Source organism: Sorangium sp. So ce887, assembly GCF_051521455.1.
Classification (GTDB): Bacteria; Myxococcota_A; Polyangia; order Polyangiales; family Polyangiaceae; genus Sorangium.
Genome location: NZ_CP150354.1, coordinates 684,844 through 707,157 on the forward strand (window position 1 = coordinate 684,844; position 22,314 = coordinate 707,157).

The window sequence follows — 22,314 nt, forward strand, 5'->3', positions numbered from 1 at the left end:
ATGAGCGGGCGGACGATCGTGACGCTTGGCTCCTCCGCACACGGATGGAGCCCAGCTCGTTCGGTGCTCACCGACGTGCGGCTGTAGTACTAGGCTGCAGGCGGCTCGTGCCCCCGCAGCGGCCGGGGCACGCGCGTGAAGTACCAGACGTCGAAGAGCACGAAGGCGAGCGCCGCGAGGGCGACGAGCCAGGTCCACTCGATGTGGGCGTCCGGCTCGCCCGCCGCGCTGGAGACCGCGACCTCGCCGCCGCCCTCCGTGACGAGCGGCCTCGGCGCAAGATCGCTCTCGGCGACGCTCGTGAGGTTCGCCGGCACGACGACCGACCCGGCCTGCGGTCCCTGCCAGGCGAGGCGGTAGAGGCCGGCGCGCGGCGTCTCGGCGATCACCGCGACGCCGGCGCGCTGCGCGACGTCGAGCCGCTCGCCGGCAGGGCCGGTGGCCTGGAGATCCCGCGCCGTCGCGGGGACGCTCACGCGCAGCGGCTCGCCGGTGCGCGCCGGGCCGGTGATGCCATGGGCGCGGTGCGCCCGCGCCTGCTCGAGCAGGTTGCGCACGAAGAGCACGAACGACGCCTTGAGCGGCCAGTCGCTCTCGCCCACGTCGAAGCCGAGCAGCGTGCCGGTCCGCGACGAGGTGGAGATGTCGGTCGCGATCGTGCCCTCCTGGGCGCGGATGAGCGCCTGCGCCGCGCCCTCCGGCGTGAGGGACGAGGCGGCGCGGAGGTGCACGCCGTCCAGCGTGAGGAAGCGCAGCCGCGGATCGGCCGTGTCCCACGACGTGAGGGTGGGGCGCTCGAGCGTCTGCCCGACGAGCGTGCCGAAGCAGCGCCCGGGCGGCGGGTTCACGATCAGCAGATCGCCGCCCGGCGGATCGGGCGGACAGGCGCCGTCGATCACGACGAACGTGTCGGGATCGAGCCCGGGCGCCCCCAGGAGATCCGCGAGCCCGCCCGAGGTGACCGAGGTCATCGGGTCCGACGCGAGCGCCCGCTCGAGCCACGCGGAGCTGCCCGAGGCCGTCGCCGGCTGCCCGCCCCGGCCCGGATCGCCCTCACCCCCGCCGCCCGACGCGAGGAACACCGGGAGCCTGTCGCCGGCCGGCACGCGGCCGTAGGCGACGTCGTCGAGCGGCATCGCGTCGGGCGGCGAGAGCTCGAAGACGAGCCCCTTGCGGTAGTCGCCGGGCGACGGGCGGAACGTGAGCACGACCGGCAGGCGCTCGCCCGGCTTCACCAGCACGCGCCGCGAGCTGAGCACGTCCACGGCGCTGTCCTGCCGCATCGTCACGTAGACGTCGCGCGGCTGCGCCCCGAAGTTCGCGACCACGAGGAAGGCCTGCACCTCCTCGCGGCCCTCCGGTCGCTCGCCGCTCGCGCCGGCCGCGCCGCTCGCGCCCGCGCTCTCGCTCCCGGAGCGCACGTCGACGCGGACGATGGCCGCGTTGTCCACCGGATCGCCGACGGTGATGACCTCGAGCGGGACCGACACCCCGCGCAGCGAGCCGGGGCGGGCCAGGTTGCCGTCGGTGATCACGACGATCCGGCGGGCGCCGCCGAGCTGCCGGAGCCGGTCGGCCGCGAGGGCGACCGCGGCGCCGAGGTCGCCCTCGACGTCGCGCGCGGCGATCGGGTCGATCGCCGCCCTGAGCCGCACGAGATCGCGATCGAGCGCCGCGACGAGGCGCGCGTCGCGCCCCGCCTCGAGGATCAGCGCGTCGCTGCCCGGGGCGAGGCCGGCGAGGAGGTCCCTGGCGAGCTGCTTGGCGAGCTCGATGCGCGTCGTCGGCTCGCCGGACGGCCCCCGCGCGGCCGCGGACATCGAGGCGCTCGCGTCGAGGAGGATGGCCACATGATCGCCGGTGAGCTCGCGCCCGCGCGAGGCGGGGCGGGCGAGGGCGAGCGCGAGGAGCGCGAGGGCGAGCGCCTGCAGGACGAGCGGCAGCTGGGCGATGAGCTTCCTGAACGGCGCGCGCGCCATGAGGTCGCGCTGCGCGGCGGCCCAGAGCCACGTCGAGGGGACGCGGCGGCGGCTGCGCTTGATCTTGAGGATGTAGAGGAGCACGAGCGGGCCGAGCAGCGCGAGCAGCCAGAGGCCGCCGGGCGAGAGCAGCGCGAACGGAGCCCCCGCGGAGGCCTGGGCGAGCGGCGCGGCCACGTCAGTCGACGCTCCTCGAAACGAAGCGGCGGACGGCGCCCTCGAGCGGCTCGTCGCTTCGCGCCCGCACGTACGTCGCCCCGTGGCGGCGGGCCCAGCCGCGCAGCGCCTCGCAGAGGCCGGCGAAGCGCGCCGCGTAGGCGGCCAGGGCCGCGGCGTCCAGGGTGACGTCGACGAGCGCCCCGGTCTCGGCGTCCTCGAGCGTCAGGTCCCCCTCGAAGCTCGGCGCGAGCTCCTCGGCGGCGACGACCTGGAGGACCGCGACGTCGTGGCCCGCCTGCGCCGCGCGCCCGAGCGCGGCCGTGACGGGGCCGGGGTCGAAGAAATCGGAGACGACGCAGAGGAGGCCCGGCCGGGCGCTCTGCCGCACGACGGCGTCGATGGCCCGGGCGAGGTGGGTCCCGCCGGCCGCCTTCACGCCGTCGAGGGCGCGGAGGAGCGCGGCGAGCCCGGCGCGCCCGCGCACCGGCGCGTGCTTGCGGGCGATGCCGTCGCCCGCCACGAAGAGCTGCGCGCGCTCGGAGCGCGCGAGCGACATGTAGCCGATCGCGGCCGCGAGCCGCCGGGCGGCGTCGAGCTTCGTGGGCTCCCCGAAGTCGAGCGACGCCGACGCGTCGCACACGATCCGGGCGATGACGTCCTCCTCGGCGCGGAACAGCTTGAGCACCGGCTCACCGGTGCGCGCGTAGGCCGCCCAGTCGATGCGCCGCATGTCGTCGCCGGGCGCGTAGGCCCGGTGCTCCTTGAACTCGGCCGACCCGCCGCGGCGCCGCGCGAGGTGCTCGCCGGCGCCCCCGGAGCGGGCGCGGATCTCGAGCCGCCGCTGCAGGACCTCGAGCTCGCGGACGAAGCTCGCGCCGAGGAGCGGCTCGGAAGCGGAGTCGGAAGAAGAGGAGCGGAGCACCGGAGACGAGTAGACCTCGGCGCGGGCGGAGGTGCCAGCGGGCCGCGGAGGAACGGCCGCCCGCGCACCGAGGAACGGCCACCCGCGCGCCGCGAGAGGCGGCGGGCGGGCCCGGCCCACGGCTGCCGCGCCGGCTCCGAGACAAACCGTCACCCTGGGGCGCGGCGCCACATCTGGATTCGCCATGGCCCTCCAGGTTTCGTCCGCTGGCGCGCCTTCCCTCCGTGGCTCGCTTTATGCCCGCCACAGTGAGCCACGCAGCGGTCCAGCTGTTCGTGCGTGGGCTCGACCGGCCAGAGCCGTCGATCGCCCTGTACCGGTGGTTCACCAGAGGAGGAGGCATCGTGAAGGCGCTTGTTTTCCACAAACCCTCCGACGTCCGCGTCGAAGACGTCCCGGATCCCAGGATCGAGGAGCCCACCGACGCCATCGTGCGCGTCACCGCGACCGCGATCTGCGGCTCCGATCTTCATATCTACAACGGCTTCTTCCCCCAGGCGAGGCCCATGGTGCTCGGCCACGAGTTCATGGGCATCGTGGAAGAGACAGGCTCGCTGGTCACGAAGCTGAGGAAGGGGGACAGGGTCATTGTCCCGTTCCCCATCGCGTGTGGACGTTGCTTCTTCTGTCAGGCGGAGCTCCCCGTCCACTGCGAGCAATCGAATCCAAAGCACTATGGCCCCGAAGGCGGCGTGATCGAGAGCAAGGGCGCTGCCCTCTTCGGGTATACGGACCTCTACGGCGGTTACGACGGGGGTCAGGCCGAGCTCGTCCGCGTCCCGTACGCCGACTTCGGGCCGCGGAAGGTGCCCGAGGGGCTCACCGACGAGCAGGTCCTCTTCGCGACCGACGTCCTGCCCACCGGGTGGACGGCGATCGAGTGGGCCGAGCTCAAGGGCGGAGAGACGGTCGCCGTGTTCGGGTGTGGGCCGATCGGGCTCGCGACCATGAAATGCGCCTGGCTGCGCGGCGCGGGGCGCGTCATCGGCGTCGATCGGGAGGAGTACCGCCTGAAGAAGGCCCGCGAGGTCGCCCGGGCCGAGACCCTCCAGCTCGACAAGGTCGATGTCGTCGAGGCGATCCGCTCGATGACGGACGGGCGCGGCGCGGACGTGTGCGTCGACGCGGTCGGGATGGAGGCGCATCGCACCGTCCTCGAGAAGGCCGCCAACGTGCTTCACGGCCAGGTCGGGACGATATCGGCCCTCAAGCTCGCCTTCAGCGCCGTGCGCCGGGGCGGGGTCGTTCCGGTCGTGGGCGTCTACGGCGTGCCCTACGACAACTTCCCGCTGGGCCAGTTCTTCGACAAGGGCCTCAGGATGAGGGCCGGCCAGGCGCCGGCGCACAACTTCGTCGACCCGATCCTGAAGCACATCCAGGAGGGCCACCTCCGGGCGGACGACATCATCACCCACCGCCTGCCGCTCTCGCGCGCCCCGCACGGCTACGAGGTCTTCAACAAGAAGCTCGAGGACTGCGTCAAGGTCGTCCTCACGCCCTGACCCGGATCCACCGCCCTCCGCGCGCCCAGCGCGCGCTCCGCACCCAACCTTTCCCCCGTCGGCGAGGGAGACGTCGCCGAAGCTCCCGCCGACGGCGCTCGCCCTCGGATCCGGCCCGAGCGCGCGGGACGCGGGCGCCACGGCGCACCCGTCGCGCGGCGCGGACCGGCCGCCTGACATCGGCGTCAGGGGGCGCGCCGCTGTGTCGTTGCCTAACCTATTGTTTCTGTGAATATTTTTTCGGGGTATGCCCCTTGCTTTGGGGCGGTCCTCGGCAAGCCACTCGCTCGCTTGCTTGGCCACCGTGCTGGCCCCTCATCGCACGGAAGGACAGCTCTGATGCATCGAGATCTGCGCTCGTATCGATCGCTCCTTCACCCACTATGGATAGGAGCCCTGGCGCTCCTCGTCCTCAACGATCACGCCCTCAAGGGATCCGGCCTGCTCCCCGGATGGGTGACCGGAAAGCTCAGCGACTTCGCCGGGCTGCTGGTCGCGCCCGCGGTCCTCGCCTCGCTGCTCCGCGTCTCCTCGCGCCGCGGCTTCCTCGGGGCGCACGTCGCCACCGGCTCCGTCTTCTCCGCCATCAAGCTCGCTCCGGAGGCCGCCCGCGCGGTCGAGGGGCTCATGGCGCTCACGCCGCTCCCGTGGCGCATCACCGTCGACCCGACCGACCTGCTCGCGCTGCCGGTGCTCCTCGTGTCGTACCGCGTGCTCGGCGAGGCCGCGCGGCGGCCCGAGCCCGCGCAGCGCCCGATCGCGCACCGGCTGGCGCTGATGGTGGGCAGCCTCTCGTGCGTGGCCACGAGCTACGAGCCGCCCCCGTGCGGCGAGGCCGAGGGCTGCTTGCCGCCGCAGCCGCAGGAGCTCGCGTCGCTCGTGATCGGCAATGCGACCGAGACCGAGCAGCTCTTCCGCGTGCGCCGGCTCCGGGAGACGGCGCGGGTCGACTGCAGCGCCATGCTCGCCGATCCGGCGGGCACCCTCTCGCGCGATCTGTTCGCGAACGCCGAGACCTGGCTCATCGCGCCCGGCCGCGCGCTCCCGCTGGGCAACGCGGGGTGCGAGGCCTACCTGATCGACGCCGACGGGCTGCCGCTCACGCTGCTCGCGTGGTCGGCGGAGCAGTTCCCGGAGCAGCTCCTCGTCACCACGACCGAAAACTCGCTGCCGGATCGGATGATCGCGCTGCAGCGCGCCGGGGCCAGGCTCGAGCTCGCCGAGCACCCGGCGGTGTTCGACGCGCCGCCCGCCGAGCCCCCGCCGCCGGCGGACGCGTGCGGCGTCTCCACCCAGGGGAGCCGCCTCGACTGGACCCTGCCCGTCTCCCAGGCGGCGGTCCTCACCGGCATCACGTCGTCTCCGGACGGGTGCCACGCCCTCGCGCTCGAGCGCGGCGGTCGCGGCGATACGTTCTTCCTCTGCGCCCCCGCGGAGGCGATCCCGTTCAGCGAAGGCGAGCTCCTCCACGTGAGCCGGGTCGCGATCGACGGCGGCGACTATCCGGAGCGCCCGGAAAACGAGCGGGCACTCGCGCGCGGCATCCACATCGAGAGCGAGACGCACGCCGTGCTCGTGCTGCAAGGCAACGTGCTCGCCCGCGGATCGATGGTCGGACGGCAGGCGTCCACCGATTTCCTGGCCGAGCTCACCCCGCTCAAGGGCTGCAGCGGGTTCCACGACGCGTGCGGCAGCCTTGTCGCGCCGCTCGAGGTGTCGCTCCTCGGCGACGGCGTCTCCGGGGTCGTCTCCCTGCGCGCCGGAGAGAGCGCGACGCTCGCCGAGGGCGCCGAGACGCTCCTCGTCGTGCGCGCCGAGGACATGCCCGTCCGCAACGCGGAGTGCTTCACCGCTCCCATCGATCAACCCCGCCTGCTCGAGTCGGTCTGGATCGCCGCCACCGCGGCGCCGTAGGAGATCACGCCATGAAGCTTCGAATCCATCATGTCCTCGCGCTCGGCGCCGCCGCGGCGCTCGGCGCGATCGGCTGCAGCTCCGATGAGGGCGATTCCGGCGACTTCGCCTCGCCCGAGGCGCCCCCGGGCAGCGTGGGTGTCTCCCAGGGCGGCTCGCAGGACTTCGGCCTGTTCCGCCAGATCCTGGAGGACGGCGAGATCCCCGGGCCGGACACGCTCGACGACGTCGGCTTCTTCGCCGAGCACAAGCTCGACTACCCGGCCGCGACCTGCGGCGACGACGTGTGCATGCACGGCCTGCTCGGGATCATGGGCAACATGATCAGCGGGTCGCCCTGCACGCTCATCCAGATCGGGATGAACTCGCCCGTGGACCTCGGCGCGCTCGAGCGGCCTCCGCTGCACCTCGTCATCGCGGTCGACACGAGCGCCTCGATGCTGGGCGACCCCATCGCCTACCTGAAGGCGGGGCTCGTCGAGATGATCGACGCGCTCGGGCCGACCGATCGGATCTCGCTCGTCCGCTACTCGAACACCGCCGAGGTCGTCCTGGAGCAGGCGGAGGGCTCGGACCGGGAGGCGCTCACCGAGGCGTTCGAGGGCCTCGTCGCCGCCGGGTCGACCAACCTCTACGAGGGGCTCTTCACCGCGTTCGCGGTCGCGGAGCGGCACCTCGATCCGGCCTGGCAGAACCGCGTGATCTTCCTGTCCGACGGCGTGGCCACCGCCGGGCTCACCTCTCCGGAGCGGCTCGTGTCGCTCGCGCGGGGGTACGCGGAGAAGGGGATCGGCGTCACGGCCGTCGGCGTCGGCGCGGAGTTCGACGTCGGCGCGATGCGCGGGATCAGCGAGGTCGGCGCGGGCAACTTCTACTTCCTCGAGGACCCGAAGGCGGTGGAGGAGGTCTTCACGGAGGAGGTGAAGACGTTCCTCGTGCCCCTGGCGCTCGACGTCGAGCTCGACGTCGCCGTGGGCGACGGCTACGTCGTGCGCGGCGCTTACGGCACGAACGGCTGGCAGGGCAGTGAGCGCGGCGGGGCCGTGCACATCCCGAGCCTCTTCCTCGCCGGCCGGACCAGCGCCTCGGAGCCCGTCGGCTCCGGCCGGCGCGGCGGCGGCGGCGCCATCGTGCTCGAGCTCGTGCCGAAGCCCGATCAGCAAGGCGTCGGCGATCCCCACGCCGTGGGCTCCCTCGCGCTGTCGTGGAAGCACCCGCTGACGGGCGAGACCCACGCGCAGCAGGTGGACATCGAGGCGCCGAGCACGCCCGACGCGCCGCCCGAGGGCGGCTATTTCTCCGGCGATACCGTCGAGAAGGGCTTCGTGATGCTGAACCTCTACGCCGGGTTCAGGCTCGCCGCCCAGCTCGCCGCCGACGCCGATCCCCGCACCGCGCGGCGCACGCTCGAGGCGCTGCGCCCGAACGTCGAGGCGTGGCTCGAGGAGCACCCGGACCCGGACGTCGAGGACGACCTGCGCTACGTCAACCTGTTCATCGAGAACCTCATCATGGCGGAAGCGGACGTGCAGCCCTACACGCCCGCGGAGCCGCCGAACCCCTGGCCCGCCGATTGAATCACGCGGTTCCCGCGAGGCCGCCGCGGCCGTGATCCGCCGCGGCGGCCAGCGCGCGCCGGGCGAGGCTGTCGCCCGGCATTCACATGGACCGTATCAACAGGCGTTCACAGGCGCGATCGGAGCGTGCCCGGAGTGTGATGAAACACTCCCCGCGCGCCGCGAACGGGCACCGCGCAAATAGCGCTTCCCTGGCGGTAATTGCGTTGTGTAGGATCCTGTGTTTGCGGCCGTTCGAGAAGGAGAATTCATCGTGCGAACATCCAGCGTTCTTGGGTTGGCGAGTATCATCGTGTGTCTGACGGCCGCTCTCCCCGCGAGCGCCGGCGTCGAGGAATGCGGCAACATTCGCTTCGACGAGCTGTCGAACTGTGAACTGCGCGTCACGGCCGAGTGCTCGGCGGGCTGCAGCGAGCTCGGGATCTACAAGACGGCGTGCGCCACGAGGCTCGTGCCGGTCTGCAAGACGGAGTGCTCGCTCTCGGCGGAGGCGGAATGCACGGACAGCTGCACCACGCAGTGCAGTGATGGCTGCAAGAGGGGCCTCAACGTCATCTGCTCCCACAACTGCTTCGTCGAGTGCACCGCCACGCGGGACGCCGAGTGCTCCGTCAACGCCGACGTCGACGCCGCGCAGTGCGCCGCGACGTGGGACGCGAACTGCGACAGCGAGTGCGACGCCCAGTGCGTGACGGTGGATGGCGACTGCTATCAGCACTGTATCGAGTGCTGCGGGGGCTCGTGCACGGCCGACGCGAACATGGACTGCCAGACCACCTGCCAGGACAAGGAATTCGAGGACTGCGAGCACGAATTCCGCGCAAATTGCGATGCTTCCTGCAACGGGGACGGCGCGCTCTTCTGTGATGGGAAGTACGTCATCTCCGGATCGCAGGTCCCGGCGTGCGTGAACGCGTTGCTCGCGCAGGGTGTCTCCGTGGAGGCCGAGGCGGAGGTCACCATCGGTACAGACGGCGTGAGCGGCGATCTGTCCGCCGGCATGTGCGCCGCGAGCCCGGGGAGCAAGGCCTCCTTCGCCGCGCCGTTCGCCGCGCTCGCCGCGGCGGCAGGCTGGCTCGCGCGGCGGCGCAAGCGGTCCTCGCACGTGTCGCGCTGATCGCAGGTGATCGTGCGGCCGACCCCCGAGGCGCTGCTCGCGCTGCTCGCCCTCTGCGCCTCAGGCTGCGGGGGCGAGGACGCCGACGCGCTCGTGGTGGTCGGCCTGACGACGGATCTGGCGCTCGGCTTCGACGTCGATCAGATCGAGAGCACCACGAAGGTGGATGGCGTCATCACGCGCGCCGAGCGTCTCTCGTACCGGGGGGGCGATCTGTCGCTCCCTGCGGAGCTCCTGCTCGATCCGGCGCACGACGGCGCAGCGGTCGAGGTGTCCTTCGCGGCGTTCCGCGACGGCGAGGCCTCGCCCCTCGTGACGCGGACGGCCGCGACCCGCGCGGTCGGCGGGCGGAGGCTGCTCCTGCCTGTCTCGCTCGACGAGGCGTGCTCCGCGATCGCGTGCCCGGCCGGCGCGACCTGCGCGGCGGGGGCGTGCGTCGAGCCCTTCATCGCCCCGTCGGCGCTCGACGACCACGATCCGAGGTGGATCGCGTCGGCACCCGATGCGTGCAAGACGCCCTCCTCGGGCGACCCGGAGGTCGTGATCGGGCAGGGGGAGAGCGCGTTCGCCCCCCTCGACGAGGGCGAGGTGGTGCCGATCGAGGCCGGCCCTCAAGGAGGTCACCACGTGTGGCTCGCGCTGCGCGTGACCGGCCTCCGGCAGATGGGCTCGCGCCTGAGGGTAGGGGGCTACTTCCGCGAGCTCGAGTTCGAGCTGCGTCCCTTCACCGCGCAGGTCACGCTGCACAGAGCAGCGGGAGACCTCTGCGAGATCTACGGCATACGCTTCCAGGTGGATCGAGGCCTCATGGTCGATGCCGTCCGGGGCCGAGCGCTCGACGTCGAGATCGCCCTGGAGGACCCGAACGGCGACCTCGCGACCGCTGCGCGGCGGGTCGTCATCGCTCCCTGACACCTCTTCGAGCGACGGAGCCCCGGGACCGAACGTCGGGCCGAGCCTCGTCGAGCTCTCGGTGAAGCACGGCCCGACGGGCAGAGGGCGCACCGCCGTACCGGCCGCGCGCCCGAGCCGGCCGCGCAGGCACGCTGGCTGGAGCAGCGGATCGAGCATCGCGCCGCTGTAACCGCGACGCACGGGGCCGAACGGGCGCGGCGGCGCGCTTTCGGCAAAACGGGCGCGGCGGCGCGCTTTCGGCAAAGTCGGTGTCCGGAGCAACGGCGACGTCAGAAGGACCGACGTTCGGATTGCATGACGATTGCATGGCGGGGAGGGACACCGGAGGGGGCCGCGACCCGAGACGAGGCGAGAGAGAGCTTGCCACGAGATCGGTTGGCCGAGAGAGCGCAGCACAGCGGGGGCCGAGCGGCCCGTGCCGCCGGCGCCCCTCGCGATGCAGGGCCGGAGGATTCCGGGCTGGGGGTAGATCATGGTGAAGCAACAGGAGATCACGCGTGGAATGGTCGTCCGGAGCTCGGACGGCGAGAAGCTGGGCAAGGTGACGCGGCTCGACGTGGACACGTTCGAGATCGAAAAGGGCTTCTTCTTCCCGACGGAGTACGCCGTGCATTACGACGAGGTGGCCGGCATCCGGGACGGGGAGATCCTCCTGACCCACGCCCGCGACCAGCTCGTCGGGGGCCGCGACCCGGGGCGCGGGGCCGAGGGGATCTCGGCGGGCGGCGAGATCCGCGTGCCGCTCGTGGAGGAGGAGATCACGGCCGGGAAGACAGTGGAGGAGGTCGGTCGGGTCCAGGTCACGAAAGAGGTCGTGACCGAGGAGAAGCAGGTCTCCGTGCCCGTGGCGCGCGAGGTCGTGCGCGTCGAGCGCGTCCCCGCGAGCGGAGAGCGTCCGGTCGCGTCCGGCACGACGGTCGAAGAGGGGTCGATCAGCATCCCCGTCCGCGAGGAGCAGGTGGAGATCTCGAAGCGGCCCGTGGTGAAGGAAGAGCTCCGGATCAGCAAGGACGTCGTTCAGGAGGAGGCGCAGGCGCGGGCGACGGTCCGCCGCGAGGAGGCCGAGGTCCGGACCGAAGGGCAGGTGCGGCGCGAGGACACGCTGGACGAGACACCGGCCACCCTGCCCGAGCAGATGCCGCCGGAGCGGGCCACCGGGACGGGCGGCAGGCGGCGCTGAGCGCTCACGCTCTCATCGCGCCGTCGCGCCGCAGCCGCCGCGCCGACGCGGCCGCCGCCATGCACGCGGCGGCGAGGGCGCCGGCCCAGCCCCCGCCCGCGCTGCCGGTGTGGCAGCCGCAGCCTCCGTCGCCCGGCCGCGCCCCGCCGGCGGGCAGCGCCCCGCCGCCCGGCGCATCGGCCGCTCCGCCCGTGCCCCCGGCGCTCGCCGCGCCTCCGCCGCCGCTCGCGGCCGTCGCTCCGCCGACGCCGGTCGCGCCGGTCGCGCCGGCGCTCGTTCCGCTGCCGGCCGCGGGGGAGCCGGCGTCCGGCGTGCAGTCGCGGTGGCCCGTCATCAGCGCGACGCGCGGCCAGTCCGTCGGGCAGAGCGCCCCGACCGCCGTGGTCGCCGCGCAGCCGAGCGGGCCACGGATGCACGCCTGCCGGAGCAGCGGCTCGAACGTCGCGCCGCCGTCGAGCGAGCGGCCGATCGTGAAGTCGTCCAGGAACTCGCTCGCGCACGCGTAGAGGCCCGCCTCCGTCCAGACGAAGCAGCGCGGCGCGACGCTCGAGACGCGCTCGAAGGCGAGCGTCGACGAGGGCGCGCGGAAGACGCCGTCGATGTCGCTGCCCACCGCCACCGTCGCGCCGTCCGGCGAGATCGCGAACGCGCGCACGAAGCCCTGCGTCTCGAACACCGGCTCGAACGCCGCCCCGCCGTCCGTCGAGACGAACAGGCGCCCCGGCGCGCTCGCGACCCGCACGTACAGCACGTCGGCGTCGAGCGGATCGACCCCCGCGATGTAGGGCTCGCGCGACGTCGTGCTCCCCGGCACCACCGCGGTCTCCCACGTCGCTCCGCCGTCGGCCGAGCGCGCGATCACCCCCTGGACCGGGCCGCTTCCGGTCGCGAGGCCGCTCACGTAGACCCGCTGCGGATCCGAGGGCGCGACGTCGACCGTCCGCGCCTGGAAGCCCGCCGGGAGCGGCGTCCCCGCGCTGGCCCAGCTCGCGCCGCCGTCGCGCGACGCCCAGAGGCCGTGCCGGGTCCCCGCGGCCACCGCGACGACGTGCGACGGGTCGCCCTGCCGCACCGAGAGATCGAGCACCGCCTTCCCCGCGAGCTCCGCGGCGCGCGCCCAGGCGCAGCCGCCCTCGGCGCCGATCGCGATCCCGTCGCTCAGCGCGGCGAGCACCCTGCCGCCCTCCGCCGCCGCGATGGGCGGAGCCACGCCGCCCGTGTCGTCGTACCCGACGGCGCCCTCGCAGATCCAGCGCCAGCTCGCGCCCCCGTCCCGCGTGGCCAGCAGGCCGTACGTCATCCGGGCCACGGCGCGCGCCGGGTCTTCCGGGTCGAACACGATCTGGTCCGCCGAGGGAAAGACGCCGTTCGCAGCGGCAGGGGAGGGCGCCGCCGCGAGCGCCGCGGCGACGAGCGCCGCGGCGCGCACCGGGCGAGATCGCGGCCTCACGACACGCAGGGAAGACGATCGCATCCAGGATCCATCGTAACCGCGCGTGCGCGCGCGCACGCCAAGAACCACCCACGCGCATTCGGCGCCCCGCTACACTCGCCGCAATGCCGGAGCGCATCGTCGTGTCCTTTCGAGGTACTGCGGCCCTCTCGCAGCCGGACAGCACGGACGCGGTCGTGCCGTGGCCCGGCCGCCGCGGCGCCACGCGCGCGCCGGGGCCGCCGTCGCGCCACCGGGGCGCGCCGCGCGATCCTCGCCGCGAGGCGCGCGGCGAGGAGAGCTACCTCGCGCGGGCGCTCGCGCTGAAGAAGCGCGCCGAGGCGCTCGGCGCCACCCTGTGCGCCTGGAGCGCGCAGACCTTCTCCTTCGAGTTCACCCCCGAGGACATCGAGGAGTCCGTGCTGCTCGCCGCGCTCGCCGCGGAGGACGCGTCCGTGCACCCCGACGCGCGCTTCGCGGTCGGCATCGCGCAGGGGGAGATGACCTACGTCGGCGAGGCGGGGCGCTTCACCGCGCTCTCGTGGGGGCAGCCGCTGCTCGTCGCCGTCATGCTCGCCCGCATCGCCCTCCCGGGCGACGTGCTCCTCGATCCCGCGCTCCAGGCCGTGCTCTCGGGCGAGCTCATGACCCTCGGCATCCACCGCGGCGTCGACGGCGCGCGCCGGGTGCGCGGCCTGCGCCTCGACGCGCAGCAGCCGCTGCGCCGGCAGGTCGCCGAGAGCGTGGCGCGCCTCTGCAAGCCGCCGCTGAGCGGCCGCGACGGCGAGCTCGCCGCGCTCGCCGTGCCCCCCGGCTCCCTCGCGATCGTCCGCGCCGAGCCCGGCGCCGGCGGCTCGCGGCTGCTCCTGGAGCTGCTCAGGGCCCTCGCCCCGTCGCGGAGCCTCTTCGTCGCGCCGATCGGGGCCTCGCGCGAGCCGTTCGGCGCGCTCCGGCGCGCCCTCGCGCGCGCGGCGCCCCGCACCGAGAAGGGCCGCGCGCCGGCGCTCCCGGATCGCCTGACGCCCGCGCTCGCGCGGCTCATCGCCGGCGAGGGCGTCGAGCCGTGGATCGCCGCCGAGGTGATCGCCGCGTGGCTCGCCCCGGAAGGCGCCCGCTCCGGCCTGATCGCCGTCGACGACGCCGTCGAGGTCGACGCCGCGAGCCTCGAGGCGATCGCGATCGCGCTGGAGATGGGCGGCCTGCGCGCCGTCGTCCGGCTCGGGCGCGCGGAGCCGCTCCCCGCGCCCCTCACCGCGCTCACCCCCGCCGCGACGGTCGCGCTGGGGCCGCTCTCCGCCGTGGGCGCCCAGGACCTCGTCCGCCGCTTCCTCGACGGCTGCATCGACGAGGCGGGCGCGCGCCGGTGGGCGGCGCGCGCGCCGCCCTTCCCGCTGGCCCTGCGCGAGCTGATCTGCGAGGCGCTGGAGAGCGGCGCGCTGCGCTGGATCGGCAGGAGCGTCGCGCCGCGCCGGCGCAGCGCCGGGCGGGGCAGGCCCGCGCGCACCATGACCGGCGCCGAGCTCGCGGCGCCGCCCGCGTCCCGCGCGATCGAGGGCCGCCTGCGCCTGCTCGCGATCGGCCATCGCACGGTCCTCACCGCGCTCGCGACGCTCGGCGGCGACGCGTCCGAGTCGGCGATCGAGGCGCTGTGCGACGGCACCGGCGCCCCGAAGGTCACCGCGGTCCAGGCGGCGCTGCTCGGCGCCGGCTGGGCCTTCCGCCCGGAGCCGGGCTGGCTGAAGCTCTCCTCGCGCACGCTGCGCGACGCCCTGCTCGCGGCCGTCCCGCCGGGCGAGCGCTCCGCGTGGCACCTCGCCGCGGCGCGCGTGGTCGAGGATCACGCCGGCGTGCTCGGCCTCGCCGACGCCGCGTTTCACGCCGCGAAGGCGGGCGACCGGAGCTCCGCGGCCGATCTCGCCGGGCGCGCCGCGCGCGCCGCCGGCGACGCGCTGCTCGAGTCGTCGGCCGCCGAGCTGCTCGCGTTCGCCGACGAGCAGGAGACCGCGAGGGAGCACCGGCTGGACGGGGCTCCGGACAGCACCTCGAGCCAGCCGCCGACCTACCGCACGCCCATCGAGGTGGTCGGCGACGCGCCGGATCCGCAGCGCGCGACGGCCGCCTCGGAGCCCGCCGGCGCCGACGCGCTCCGCGCGGCGGCGGACAGCTCCGCGCGCCGGCGGGGCTCCACGATGCCGGCCGAGAGCGGCGGCGCGCGCGCCGGCGGGCTCCGCGCGTCGCGGCCGGGCGGCGCAGCGCCGGCGTTCCCGGACGAGACGCCCGCGGACTTCCCCGACGTGCCCTCCCTGGACGAGGACTTCCCGCTCGACGACGCCTCGGGGGATCCGCTCGCGAAGACCTCGGAGTCGCCCGTCCTGTCGATGAACGACATCGCGGTCCGCCTCGCCGAGCTGGCCAAGCAGGCGCTGGTCCAGGGCGATGTCCGCACGCTGGAGCGGCTCGTGGGCGAGCTCCGCCGCACCGGCGAGCACCAGGCGCTGGCGGAGCGCATGAGCGGCCTGATCTCGCTCGGGCGCGGCGCCAAGGAGGAGGTGCTCCGGCGCTTCCGGATCGCGGCGGAGGCCGACGCGTCGCCCTCGCATCGGGCGCGGGCGCTGCTCGCCTACGGGGTCGCGCTGGCCGCCACGGGCCGCACGGAGGGCGCCTTGCTCGAGGCGCTGAGCGCCCTCGCGCGCGCTCGCGAGGCCGAGGATCGCCACGGCGAGCAGGCGTGCGCGCAGTTCCTGGCGCGGCTCGCGGCCGCGAGCGGGCACGAGGAGGCGGCCCGCACCTGGGCGCAGGTGGCGCGCCTCGCCGGCGCGGCGCCCCGTTCCTGACAGCGCATCGATTGACAGCGTCGTCGCGGCTGTCCATACCCGCGGCCATGTCGTCCCGAGAGCCCTCCGGCGAGCCCGCTCCCGCGCCGGCAGCGCGCGAGGAGCGCGCCGCGCCGGCAGCGCGCGACGGCCGCTCCGCGCGCTCCGGCGTCAGCGCGCGCTGGATCGCCGCGCTCCTCGCGCTAGCGCTCTCGCTCGGCGCCATCGCCGGCGTCGCGTACCAGCGCCACGCCGCGGTGCACCTGCGCGATCTCCCGAAGGTCCCGCGCTGTGTCCGGGGGGCGCGGGTCGCGCTGCGCAGGCCGGTCGCGGTGTCCGGCACGGAGCCCCGTCAGACGGCGTCGGGCGAGACGGTCTACCTCACGCTCGGGGAAGACCTTGCCGTCGCCTGCGCCCTGCAGTTCGACGAGGCGCTCGCGCGCCACCTCGCCGGAGCGCTGGCCGAGCAGGCGCCGGCGCAGCGCGCCGCCCGGCTGCTCGAGCTCGTGCGCGACCGCGTGCCGGCGGATCCGGCCCACGATCGCTCGGCCTCCGCGGCCTACATGATGGCCTCGGCGGCCCTGCGCGGCCTGCCCGACGACGCGCCCGAGGTCCGCGCCGCCGCGGAGGCGCTCGAGCAGCGCCACGCCTGCCGCTTCGCCACGCGGCGCCGCTGCCCGACGCGCCCCCCGTTGCCGGTGCTCGTGTGGCTCGCCGGCGTCCCCGCGGCGCTGAGCCTGCTCGGGCTGCTCGGGATCGGCCTTACCGCGAGCGCTGCGCGCTACCGGCGCTGGACCGAGCGACGGGGCCGCTGATCGCATCGCGCGCGGTGCCGCCGCGCGCCCGCGCGCCTCAGCATCGCGCGGTGCCGCCGCGCGCCCGCGCGCCTCAGTCGATCGCCTCGACGCGGAAGCTCGACTGCACCAGGCGGTGGGGGCTCGCGCCGATGTCGGAGACGTCGAACCCGAAGCCCGCGCCCTGATGGTGGATCCCGCCCGACGCGGCGCCGCTCGGCATCTTCACCGACGAGCTCACCGTGACGTAGACCTTCGCGCCCTTGGCGAACCCGGCGGTCATCGCGAGCACGCGCCCGGCGAGCTGCGCCGCCGCCTCGCGCGCCACCCGCGCCCAGAGCGCGGCGGCTCCGGCCGTCGACGACAGCGCGCGCACCCCGAGCACCGCGCCGGCGCCGCTCAGCTGCACCTCGAACACCGCGCGCGCCGTCGCGGGCGTCTCGGCTGCGCGCACCGCGTCCGCCACCACGGACGCGACCGTCCCGGCGGCGGGAAGATCCAGCCCCAGCGTCTTGTCCCGATCGCGCATCACGTCGCGCAGCACCTCGCCGGCCCTGTCCATCGAGACCTCGCGCGGCGCGGTCGGCGCGGTCGGCGCCGGCGGCGGAGGCGCGCGGTCGGGCAGCACGCCGGGCAGCTGCCACACCGGCACGCCGCCGAGCCCTGCCACGCCCGGCGGTCCCTCGGCGCTCGGCGGCCCGCCGTACTCGGCCGCCGGCGCCGGGGGCGCGACCGGCCCGTCCCGCGGCTCGACCGGAGCCTCCGGCGGCGCCGGCGCCTCCAGCGCGCGCCGCTCCCGGCGCGCCGTCCGTCCGAGGACCGGCTCCACCTCCTCGCGCGGCCGCGCCCCGTCCGGAGCGCGCGGCTCGTCCCGCTGCGGAACGAGCGGCGCGACGGGCTGCACCTCGATCTCCACCTCGCGGTACGCGCCGCTCGAGCGGGCCATGAGCGCCGGCGCCGTGCTGCCAGCGATCCGCGAGAGCCACGGGATGGCAGCGTGGAGCAGCGTCGCTGCGAGCAGGAAGCGGGCCTCACGGGGGAACAAGCGCGGAGCACCTTGCTGGGTGGGGGAGAGCGGTGCAAGTGCGCGTTGCATCGCCGCCGTGCTCTGTTCAGCGCGCGCACCTCACCCGCGCCGCCGCGAGCACTTCCCTCTCGCCCCCCCGCTTCGCCGCCCGACGGGCTCACCCACGCGTGTTCCAGCAGGACACACAGTATTACCGTCACGTTCAAATATGCGCGTACGGCACGGTTGCCGCTTGAGCTTCGTGCCGTGCTGGTCGATCCTCCCGCTGCCACGGCGCCTTCCGGGCTCATGGCAGGAGCAGAAACGCAGCGCGGCGCCGCATGTGCAACGCGCTCACCGAAACGAAGCAGCGCCTGGCAGCGAAGGCCGAGCGCTGCGTCCCCGTTGAGGAGGCGCATCGAATGAAGGGAAACGTGCGCGCTGACAGGTCGCCTGTGGATCTGTCGCTGACGCCCACGCCGCCGCCCGTCACCGTGGTCCAGGGTTCCCCGGATCGCGGTCTTCCCCTCGACCCGCCGCCCGGTTCGCTGGAGCAAGGGTCTCTCTTCGATCCGCCGCCCCTCGGCGCGGCGCCCGGTCCGCTCGAGCAGGGGCTCGCTCCCGGCCTCGGCGATCCGGCGCTGCAGGGGGCGCCGCTGCACCTGGCCGGGGTCGGGCCGTACGGCTCCCGGTCTGCTCCCTCAGCGGACGAGCGCCGCGCCCGCACGTGGACCGCCCTCGGGGCGTTCGTCCTGGCCGCGGCGACCGTGATCGCCGTCGTCGTCCTGGCCGCCCGCGGGATCGCCGCGCGGATGCCGGTCAACGACGAGGCCTTCCGCGCCATGACGCCCGTCAGCCGCGCGCTGCTCCTCGCGTCGCGCTCCGCGCGCGAGGGAGCCGCGGCGAAGGTGCTCGTCGCGCCCGAGGTGTTCGCGCGCTGGCAAGGGGCGACGCCGCCGCCCGAGATCCGGCACGACGGGTACGCGTCGATCCGCGGCGGCGTGCTCTTCACGCCCGAGACGTTCACGCCCACCGGCTCGAGCTACGATCTCGTTGTCCACTTCCACGGCAGCACCCAGCTCGTCCGCGAGAGCGCCGAGGTCGCCGGGCTCAACGCCGCGGTCGCCGTCATCAACCTGGGCATCGGCTCGGGGGCCTACGAGGACCAGTACGCGCAGCCGGGCATGTACGAGAGCCTGCTCGCGGACATCGACCGGGCGCTCGCGCAGCGCGGGCTGCCGACCCCGCGGCTCCGCCGCGTCGCGCTCTCCTCGTGGAGCGCGGGCTACGGCGCGATCGCGAAGATCCTCGAGCTCCGCCGCGGCATCGAGCGGCTCGACGCGGTCCTCGTCACGGACGGCATCCACTGCGGCTTCGTCCCCGGGCACCCGAGCGGGCTCAACCACCTGCAGCTCGCGTCGTTCGCGCGCGCGGCGCAGCTCGCCGCCTCGGGTCAGATGCTGTTCACGATCACGCACTCGGAGATCGACCCGATCGCGTACGCCAGCTCCAGCGCGACGGCCGACTACCTGCTCGGCGCAGCGGCCGGGCACCCCGTCGAGCGGGCGCCTGCGCTGGGCGCCCCCCCGCACCTGCGGCTGCGCGCGGCCGAGGGCGCTGTCTCGAGGAAGCTCGAGAAGCAGCTGGTCCCGACCACCGAGGCGAGCGTGGGCGAGCTCCGCGTCCGCGGGTTCCGGGGCAACACGCCGGAGCACCACATGGCGCACCTGCTCCAGATGGCCTCGACCGTCCTCCCCGAGCTCGTCGACCGCTGGCGCGAGGGCGGGGATCGCCCGCCGTCCGAGCGCTGAGCGCCCGCCGGGCGGGTGGGGCCCGCCGCCCGCCGCCCGTGGAGCGGCGCGTCAGCTCCGGCTCCGCGCCTCGTCCATCCAGGCTGTGATCGCCGCGGCCACCGGGTGATCCGACCCGAGCTCCGCCGCGGCCAGCGCGAACGCCCGTTCGTAGAGCGGCAGCGCCGCGGAGAGCCGCCCCGCGGCGTGGTGGACCTGCGCGAGCCGGACCAGGGTCGGCCGGAGCGACGGGTGGGTGGCCCCGACGAGCGCCTCCCGCGCGGCGAGCGCGCGCTCGTACAGCCCCGCCGCCTCGGCCGCGTCCCCGAGCGCCTCCCGCGCGACCGCCAGGTTGTGGAGGATCGACGCGAGCAGCGCCCCCTCCACGGACGGGTCCGCCTCGGCGATCGCCAGCGCCCTCCGGAGCATCGCCTCCCGCTCGGCCACCGGGCGGTCCTCCTCGAGAAACGTGGCCGCGTTGTAAAGCGCCTCCGCCACGAGCGGATGGCGGGCGGAGGTCGCCCCCTCGCGCAGCGCGATCGCCCGCTGGAAGAGCGGCGCCGCCTCGGCGCGCGCCCCCCTCCGGCCGAGCAGCAGGCCGAGCCGGTTCAGCAGCGCGGACAGCTCGACCGGATCGGGCTCGCGCATCCGGTCGTAGCCCGCGAGCATCCGGCGGAACAGCGCCTCGACGTCCTCGGCCGCCCCCCGGCGCTCCAGGATCGCGGCGAGCTGCTCGAGCAGCCTCGGCAGCGGGGGGTCCGTGCCCGCCCCCGCCGCCTCGGCGATGGCGATCGCCCTCGCCGAGCTCGCGCGCGCCTCGTCCAGCCGCCCTTGCGCGAGCTGCGCCGAGCTCAGCGCGTACAGGGGCCCCGTCAGCTCGGCGTCCCCGGGGCCGAAGATCTCCTCGGCGACGGCGATCGCCCGCGCGCAGGTCGCCTCCGCCTCGGCGTGGCGGGAGCCGGCCAGCTCGGACGCCGCCTCGTCGAGTAGGCGCCGGTACTCTCTCCCCCTCCACCAGCGCCGCAGGGCGCGATCGGGTCGCATCCTCCTCTACTACCTCGTCCCCGCCCGCCAGGGCGAGAGGGCCGGCGGGGACGTCCGGCGCCCGCGGCGGCGAGGCGAGGCAAGGACGATCGGAAGAGCATCGCGCGGGCGCGGAGCGGTGTAATCTCCTGGCAGGATCTCGTGGTGCGAAGGTCGGATGCGGACGCTCGATGCCAGCAACTGGCGGTTCCCGTCGATCGGGGCTATGGCGCTCGACGCATGGTGCAGCGCCCCCCGCACGGCCTCCGGCAGGGCTCCCGGAAGGGCCTCCGACAGGGGACCATCGGCCTCGCGAACGGGGCGATCGAGGAAAGGTCGCCAAGGACTTTTCTTCCGTTTAGACTGCCCCGACGGCCCCACGCACCGAAGCTCCCCACGATCATGAGGTCAAAGCTCACGCATCGCGAGGCATCGACACCGAGGGGAGGGCTCGCCCGCGCCCGCACGGGGAAGGCGACGGAGTTCATATGAGTGCCAACGAAAACGTCATCGATGAAGTAGCGCGCAGCGAGCCGATCGATCCGTTGCTCGGGAAGGTGCTCAACAGCAAGTTCAAGATCCTGTCCATGCTCGCGACCGGCGGCATGGGCACGATCTATCGCGGCGAGCAGCTCCCGCTCGGGCGCGCGGTGGCGATCAAGGTCCTGATCCCGAACCAGGCCTCGCGGCAGCTCGACCCGAACTTCCACAAGCGCTTCTTCCTCGAAGCGAGCATCCTCGCGCGCCTCCAGCACCCGAACATCGTCACCGTCTTCGACTACGGCCGCATCGAGGCCGACGATCAAGACCGGTTCTTCATGGCGATGGAGTTCCTCGAGGGCGAGACGCTCTTCCGGCGCGTGCGCCGGCAGGGGCGCCTCCCGCCGCCCGAGGCCATGCGCATCGCCCGGCAGATCGCGCGCGGGCTGCGCGAGGCGCACAAGCACGGCGTCGTCCACCGCGACCTCAAGCCGTCGAACGTCATGCTCGTCCACAACGAGGACTCGGAGGAGGCGGTCAAGATCCTCGACTTCGGCCTGGTGAAGCAGCTCGGCGACGACTCGGAGGAGCTCACGCAGCAGGGCGCGTTCCTCGGCTCGCCCCGGTTCATGTCGCCCGAGCAGATCTCGCACGGCAAGGTCGATCTCAGGACCGACATCTACTCGCTGGGCGTGATCCTCTACCAGATGCTCTGCGGGAAGGTCCCGTTCGAGTCCGAGAAGTCGATCCAGATCCTGATGGCGCACCTCCAGCAGCCGGTGCCGCGCATGAAGGATCGGAACCCGGACGTCGACATCCCCGAGCCGCTCGAGGCGCTCGTGATGCGCTGCCTCGCGAAGGATCCGGACGGACGGCCCGCGACGATGGACGCCCTCATCCAGGGCCTCGGCGAGTGCGCCCGCGGCATGGGCGTGACGACCGCCTTCGGCGGCACGCAGATCACGTCGTTCGAGTCGCTGCCCGGCGTGCAGATCTCGTCGCGTTCGTCCACGGTGCAGGCGCTCAAGGAGGCGGTGACGCTCCCGGCGCCGTCGACGGACGACGAGGCGAGCGGCCGCACCTCCGGCGTCGGGACGGGGGTCGCAGCGGCGACCGCGGCGGACGCGTCGAAGGGCGCGGCGGGCGCGCAGGACGCGCGACCCGCCGGGCGCAAGGCGGTGATCCTCGCCGCCATCGGCGCCGTCATCGTGGCGGCGGTCGCGTTCGTGCTGACCCGCAACCCCGCGTCGAGCGAGGCGACGACCGTGCCCCCGCCCGCGGCTGGCCCCGCGCCGACCAGCGCGCCCAGCGACCCGAAGGGCGCGGCCTCGTTCATGCTCATCATCGAGTCGATCCCGCCGGGCGCCGAGATCCTCGAGGACGGGAAGTCGCTCGGGTACACGCCGCTGCAGCTCTCGATCGAGAACGAGCAGGTGCGCGCGGCGCCGCGCCGGCTGACGGTGCAGAAGGAAGGCTTCCAGCCCTACTCCATCATCCAGGGGCCGTCGGAGATGTCCGTGCAGACCGTCGCGAGGCTCGCGCAGGCGGAGGCACCGGCGAAGGAGGATCCGCCTTCCAGCTCGCCCAGCCGGAGGACCTGGGGCCGGCCCGCTCGCGTGGTCCCGCCTCCGCCCGCGACGAAGCCCCCCGCCCCAGAGAACACCGCGCCCCCGATCCGGATCGACCGGTAACGTTCAGGATGCGCCTGACG

15 protein-coding genes are annotated in these 22,314 nt (G+C 74.4%); 10 read left to right on the forward strand and 5 right to left on the reverse strand.

The window, feature by feature from the left end; genetic code table 11:
• Positions 1-89: 89 nt before the first annotated feature.
• The gene (locus WMF36_RS02690) at positions 90-2,156 is read right to left on the reverse strand and encodes a VWA domain-containing protein (RefSeq protein ID WP_437577996.1); all 2,067 of its coding nucleotides are present in this window, start codon (positions 2,154-2,156) and stop codon (positions 90-92) included.
• Position 2,157: 1 nt separating this feature from the next.
• Complete coding sequence (locus tag WMF36_RS02695; protein WP_437577997.1) at positions 2,158-3,060, reverse strand: DUF58 domain-containing protein; 903 nt, start codon at positions 3,058-3,060, stop codon at positions 2,158-2,160.
• A 344-nt stretch (positions 3,061-3,404) separates the two neighbouring features.
• On the opposite strand from WMF36_RS02695, the gene WMF36_RS02700 reads away from it, so the two are divergent.
• The 6 genes from WMF36_RS02700 to WMF36_RS02725 all read left to right on the forward strand — a co-directional run bounded on the left by WMF36_RS02700 (position 3,405) and on the right by WMF36_RS02725 (position 11,265).
• Positions 3,405-4,562 carry a zinc-dependent alcohol dehydrogenase gene (locus WMF36_RS02700; RefSeq protein ID WP_437577998.1) on the forward strand — a complete coding sequence of 386 codons (1,158 nt, stop codon included), beginning with the start codon at positions 3,405-3,407 and terminating at the stop codon, positions 4,560-4,562.
• A gap of 456 nt (positions 4,563-5,018) precedes the next feature.
• On the forward strand, positions 5,019-6,476 hold the full coding sequence (locus WMF36_RS02705) for a hypothetical protein (RefSeq protein ID WP_437577999.1): 1,458 nt from the start codon (positions 5,019-5,021) through the stop codon (positions 6,474-6,476).
• A gap of 11 nt (positions 6,477-6,487) precedes the next feature.
• Positions 6,488-8,053 (forward strand): vWA domain-containing protein, encoded by a 1,566-nt coding sequence (locus WMF36_RS02710; protein WP_437578000.1) that lies wholly within the window; start codon positions 6,488-6,490, stop codon positions 8,051-8,053.
• A 292-nt stretch (positions 8,054-8,345) separates the two neighbouring features.
• The gene (locus WMF36_RS02715; RefSeq protein WP_437578001.1) at positions 8,346-9,170 is read left to right on the forward strand and encodes a hypothetical protein; all 825 of its coding nucleotides are present in this window, start codon (positions 8,346-8,348) and stop codon (positions 9,168-9,170) included.
• A gap of 12 nt (positions 9,171-9,182) precedes the next feature.
• The gene (locus tag WMF36_RS02720; protein ID WP_437578002.1) at positions 9,183-10,082 is read left to right on the forward strand and encodes a hypothetical protein; all 900 of its coding nucleotides are present in this window, start codon (positions 9,183-9,185) and stop codon (positions 10,080-10,082) included.
• Positions 10,083-10,557: 475 nt separating this feature from the next.
• Positions 10,558-11,265, forward strand: coding sequence for a YsnF/AvaK domain-containing protein (locus tag WMF36_RS02725; RefSeq protein ID WP_437578003.1), 708 nt, complete (start codon positions 10,558-10,560; stop codon positions 11,263-11,265).
• 4 nt (positions 11,266-11,269) lie between these two features.
• Here WMF36_RS02725 and WMF36_RS02730 read toward each other — a convergent pair whose 3' ends face one another.
• A complete protein-coding gene (locus tag WMF36_RS02730; protein WP_437578004.1) occupies positions 11,270-12,739 on the reverse strand; it encodes a WD40/YVTN/BNR-like repeat-containing protein in 1,470 nt (489 codons plus the stop codon).
• A gap of 101 nt (positions 12,740-12,840) precedes the next feature.
• Between WMF36_RS02730 and WMF36_RS02735 the strand changes: the two genes are divergently transcribed.
• Positions 12,841-15,531, forward strand: a complete 2,691-nt coding sequence (locus WMF36_RS02735; RefSeq protein ID WP_437578005.1) for a hypothetical protein — start codon at positions 12,841-12,843, stop codon at positions 15,529-15,531.
• 47 nt (positions 15,532-15,578) lie between these two features.
• Positions 15,579-16,325 (forward strand): hypothetical protein, encoded by a 747-nt coding sequence (locus WMF36_RS02740; protein WP_437578006.1) that lies wholly within the window; start codon positions 15,579-15,581, stop codon positions 16,323-16,325.
• Positions 16,326-16,398: 73 nt separating this feature from the next.
• Here the strand turns inward: WMF36_RS02740 and WMF36_RS02745 are convergent, their stop codons facing one another.
• Positions 16,399-17,349, reverse strand: a complete 951-nt coding sequence (locus WMF36_RS02745; protein ID WP_437578007.1) for a hypothetical protein — start codon at positions 17,347-17,349, stop codon at positions 16,399-16,401.
• A 383-nt stretch (positions 17,350-17,732) separates the two neighbouring features.
• On the opposite strand from WMF36_RS02745, the gene WMF36_RS02750 reads away from it, so the two are divergent.
• A complete protein-coding gene (locus WMF36_RS02750; RefSeq protein ID WP_437578008.1) occupies positions 17,733-19,121 on the forward strand; it encodes a hypothetical protein in 1,389 nt (462 codons plus the stop codon).
• A gap of 51 nt (positions 19,122-19,172) precedes the next feature.
• On the opposite strand, the gene WMF36_RS02755 is transcribed toward WMF36_RS02750, so the two are convergent.
• On the reverse strand, positions 19,173-20,144 hold the full coding sequence (locus tag WMF36_RS02755) for a tetratricopeptide repeat protein (RefSeq protein ID WP_437578009.1): 972 nt from the start codon (positions 20,142-20,144) through the stop codon (positions 19,173-19,175).
• A gap of 467 nt (positions 20,145-20,611) precedes the next feature.
• Between WMF36_RS02755 and WMF36_RS02760 the strand changes: the two genes are divergently transcribed.
• Complete coding sequence (locus tag WMF36_RS02760) at positions 20,612-22,294, forward strand: protein kinase domain-containing protein (protein WP_437578010.1); 1,683 nt, start codon at positions 20,612-20,614, stop codon at positions 22,292-22,294.
• The last annotated feature ends 20 nt before the right edge of the window (positions 22,295-22,314 follow it).

Coding starts and splice junctions, on each gene's coding strand:
- WMF36_RS02710 (WP_437578000.1), top strand. CDS start 6,488: ATGAAGCTTCGAATCCATCATGTCCTCGCGCTCGGCGCCGCCGCGGCG.
- WMF36_RS02725 (WP_437578003.1), top strand. CDS start 10,558: ATGGTGAAGCAACAGGAGATCACGCGTGGAATGGTCGTCCGGAGCTCG.
- WMF36_RS02730 (WP_437578004.1), bottom strand. CDS start 12,739: ATGCGATCGTCTTCCCTGCGTGTCGTGAGGCCGCGATCTCGCCCGGTG.
- WMF36_RS02740 (WP_437578006.1), top strand. CDS start 15,579: ATGTCGTCCCGAGAGCCCTCCGGCGAGCCCGCTCCCGCGCCGGCAGCG.
- WMF36_RS02750 (WP_437578008.1), top strand. CDS start 17,733: ATGAAGGGAAACGTGCGCGCTGACAGGTCGCCTGTGGATCTGTCGCTG.
- WMF36_RS02755 (WP_437578009.1), bottom strand. CDS start 20,144: ATGCGACCCGATCGCGCCCTGCGGCGCTGGTGGAGGGGGAGAGAGTAC.
- WMF36_RS02760 (WP_437578010.1), top strand. CDS start 20,612: ATGAGTGCCAACGAAAACGTCATCGATGAAGTAGCGCGCAGCGAGCCG.